Source organism: Cellulomonas avistercoris, from assembly GCF_014836445.1.
Lineage (GTDB): Bacteria > Actinomycetota > Actinomycetes > Actinomycetales > Cellulomonadaceae > Cellulomonas > Cellulomonas avistercoris.
The window spans coordinates 6,382-10,068 of record NZ_JACSQV010000029.1 but is presented as its reverse complement, the minus strand read 5'-3'; the positions used below and the strand labels follow the sequence as shown (position 1 = coordinate 10,068).

Annotated in this window: 2 protein-coding genes; one reads left to right on the top strand and one right to left on the bottom strand. The window is 72.3% G+C overall.

Annotated elements, in window-relative coordinates; translation table 11 throughout:
- Positions 1–103 precede the first annotated feature (103 nt).
- Positions 104–1,039 (bottom strand): cysteine synthase A, encoded by a 936-nt coding sequence (cysK, locus tag H9657_RS18800; RefSeq protein WP_191784966.1) that lies wholly within the window; start codon positions 1,037–1,039, stop codon positions 104–106.
- A gap of 783 nt (positions 1,040–1,822) precedes the next feature.
- Here cysK and H9657_RS18795 point away from each other — a divergent pair.
- Positions 1,823–3,634 carry an alpha/beta hydrolase gene (locus H9657_RS18795; RefSeq protein WP_191784965.1) on the top strand — a complete coding sequence of 604 codons (1,812 nt, stop codon included), beginning with the start codon at positions 1,823–1,825 and terminating at the stop codon, positions 3,632–3,634.
- Positions 3,635–3,687 lie beyond the last annotated feature (53 nt).

The window sequence follows — 3,687 nt, the reverse complement described above, 5'->3', positions numbered from 1 at the left end:
ACCCTGAGAAGTCCGGCGACGCCGGCGCGCAGCTGCTGTCCCACTGGGTCGGCACGCTGCGCTGAGCACCGCCCGGCCCCCGCCCCCCCCGGGGCCCGGGCGGTCAGTCCAGCAGGTCGGCGTAGAGCACCGAGGACAGGTAGCGCTCGCCGAACGACGGGATGATGACGACGATCAGCTTGCCCGCGTTCTCGGGGCGCTGGGCCAGCAGCGTGGCGGCGTGCAGGGCGGCACCGGACGAGATGCCCACGAGCAGGCCCTCCTCGCGTGCCGCGCGGCGCGCGACCGCGATGGCCGTCTCGGCGTCGACGTCGATGACCTCGTCGTAGACGTTGGTGTCGAGGATCTCGGGGACGAAGTTGGCGCCGATGCCCTGGATCTTGTGCGGGCCCGGGGCGCCGCCGTTGAGGATCGGCGACTCGGCCGGCTCGACCGCGACGATCTGCACGCCCGGCTTGCGCTCCTTGAGCACCTGGCCGACGCCCGTGATCGTGCCGCCCGTGCCGATGCCGGCGACGAGGATGTCGATCTCGCCGTCCGTGTCCGCCCAGATCTCCTCGGCCGTCGTCCGGCGGTGGATCTCCGGGTTGGCCTCGTTGGCGAACTGGCGGGCGAGGATCGCGCCCGGGCGCTCGGCGACGATCTCGTTGGCACGGTTGACCGCGCCCTTCATGCCCTCCGAGCCGGGGGTGAGGATGAGCTCGGCGCCGAACGCCCGGAGCAGCGCACGGCGCTCCTTCGACATCGTCTCGGGCATCGTCAGGACGACCTTGTAGCCGCGCGCCGCACCGACGAACGCGAGCGCGATGCCGGTGTTGCCGCTCGTGGCCTCGACGATCGTGCCGCCGGGCTGCAGGTCGCCCGACTTCTCGGCGGCGTCGATGATCGCGACGCCGATGCGGTCCTTCACCGAGCTGGCGGGGTTGTAGAACTCGAGCTTGCCGACGACCTGCGCGGGGGCGCCGTCGGTGATCTTGTTGATGCGGACGAGCGGGGTGTTGCCGATCAGCGCGGTGGCGTCGTCGTAGATGCGGGCCATGATTCCTCTTCGGTCGAGCCGTACCCGTCAGGGTCGGCGGTGCGGGGGATCTGCGAGGGGTGCGCCGGGGCGACGCGGGTGGGACCGGGGGAGGCGCGCCGCGGCGGGTCCTCCGGGGCGAGCGCTGGGCGGGGGTGCACCCGACGGGTGCGCGCACGTCAGGCGTGCGGGAGCGGCCAGCGCTCTACCGACACCGACAACAGGTGCACGCCACGCAGGCGCGCACGACGGGGGCAACGGCGGCGGTCGGCACGCGCATCGCTCTCCTCGTCCAGGGCCTCGCCAGGGGCGGGACCGGGGTGCACGGACGTCGGCCCGTGGTCGAGCCGACGCTAGCGTCAACACGGTAGCCCGCGCAAAGGTTCCCGCGAGACGCGCGTCCCGGCATGCGGACGGGCGGGCGCCCCGTCCCGGGGCGGTCCGTGGGGGGCGTCGTCGCCCGGACGGGGGACCGTATCTGACGCACGAGGGTGACGCTCGGGTCTGGTCACGCTCCCGCCGTGCTGTCGAGCACGGGGCTGCTGTGGCGCGCTGATAAATCGTTGTATCGTCCGCATCAACGGGGGCCCGAGACGCACCGGTCGACGAAGACCAGTGGGTGCCGGGCACCCGTCCCTCGGGACGAGGCGCGGACGCGACGCACCGACGACTCCCGATGGACGCGCCGACGACGAGCGTCCGTCGTCATGACGAGGTCGACCGCGACGCGGTCGCACGAGCAGGGCCGGACGGCCCCGAGCAGGACCCCGAGGGATCACCGCACGTATACGAAGGAGTAGTCACGTGAGGAATGCTGTAGAAGGGCGGCGCCGTCGGCGCGCCGTGTCGTTGCTGGCGTCGCTGGCGATCGGTGTCGGAGGCATCGCGCTCGCACCGGCCGCCCACGCGGACACGCCCGCGCCGGGCGTGACCGTGGTCGCGGACCCGAGCTCGCCCACCGGTTACATGGTGACGTTCGTGTACCACAACGAGAACGCCAGCCAGGTGCGCCTGGCCGGTGACCTCACGTTGCTCGACGTCAGCACGGGCAACACCCGCTACGAGCCCGAGGAGTGGCGGCCCGGCCGCTACCACGCGGGCGGCGTCGAGTTCGTCCGGCAGATGGTCCGGGACGACGACGGCAACTGGTCCGTGACGCTCCCGCTGCACGCCGGCAGCCTCAGCTACTGGTACCGCGTCTGGGACGCGAGCCAGGGCTGGGAGAACAAGCGGATCTGGGACCCCGCCTCGGCCCACCCGCGCCCCGCGGGCGACTCGTTCCGCGTGCGCAACAACGACGTGCTCGACACCGCCTACGTCCCGTACTCGCCCGTTCAGGGCGACCCGGTGCTCCAGGAGCGGGCGCAGTACGAGCTCCCCGTCGCCGACCTGGCGAGCAAGGGCTCCGTCCACTACGAGGAGTACACGACGATCCTCGGTGACGACGGCCACTACCTCGGCGTCTACCTGCCGGCCGGTTACGACGCGGACCGCGCGGAGCCCTACAAGGTCGCCTACCTCATGCACGGCATCTTCGGCGACGAGACCGACTTCATGGTGCCGACGAACGTGCCCAACATCCTGGACAACATGACGGCACGCGGCGAGATCGAGCCGACCGTCGTCATCACCGTGGGCAACCACTTCACGGGCACCGCGCTCAGCTTCGGCTCGTACAACCAGCAGAACGCGGCCGACAACCTCGTGCGCAACGTCATCCCGCGCGTGGAGTCGAGCTACAACGTGTCGAACGAGCGGGAGGACCGCGCCTACGGCGGCTTCTCCTACGGCGCGATGACGAGCTCGCACATCATGCGCTCCTACCCGACCGCGTTCGGGTACTACGGTCTGCTCTCCGGCGTCCCCAGCCCCGCGCTGACCGCCGCGAACTACGACCAGATCGCCGGCGCCGTCGGCGAGAACGGCATGTCCGTCCTGCTCGGCAACGGGTTCTTCGAGGGCTCGCTCGACAGCCGCGAGGTCATGGCGGCGAGCTGGCGCGAGCGCGGCATCCCGGCCGCGACCGCGCAGGTCCCCGGTGCGCACGACGGCATGACGGCGAGCCAGCTGTTCATCATCTTCGCCAGGGACTACCTGTGGAAGAACGCCGACAGCCGTGACGGCATCCCCGTGCGCGGCGTCATCCCCGAGGCCGCCCAGGACGGTGCGCTCAGCCTGACCGTCGCCGACTTCGGCGACGCGGTCGAGCTCTCGGCCCCGGAGAACGCCGGCGACCGCCTGCGTCTCGTCGGCGAGCTGCCCGCGGTGACGGTCACCGACTCGCGGTCGACCGCACAGGCCGGCGACGGCGGCTGGGCGGTGTCCGGGCAGGCCGACGCCTTCACGTCCGCCGGCCAGAGCCTGGCGGCGAGCCACCTCGGCTGGACGCCGAAGGTGCTCGCGCCCAAGCCCGGCGTGTCCGCCGGCGCACGGGTGGCCACCGTGCTCGACGGTGGCGCCGGGCTCGCCACGCCCAGCCGTCTCGGCTCGGCGACCGCCGAGGGCCGGTGGGGGTCGACGTCCTTCGGGGCCGACCTGCGCCTCGAGGTCCCCGTCGACACCCAGCCGGGCACCTACACCGGCATGGTGACGGTGACGCTCTTCCCGGTCGACTGACCACCGCTTGACCCACAAGGGGTGGGGGGGGGGGGGGGGGGGGGGGGGGGGGG

Bases quoted from the DNA above. Each gene is read 5' to 3' on its own strand.
- cysK (WP_191784966.1), bottom strand. From the start codon at position 1,039: ATGGCCCGCATCTACGACGACGCCACCGCGCTGATCGGCAACACCCCG.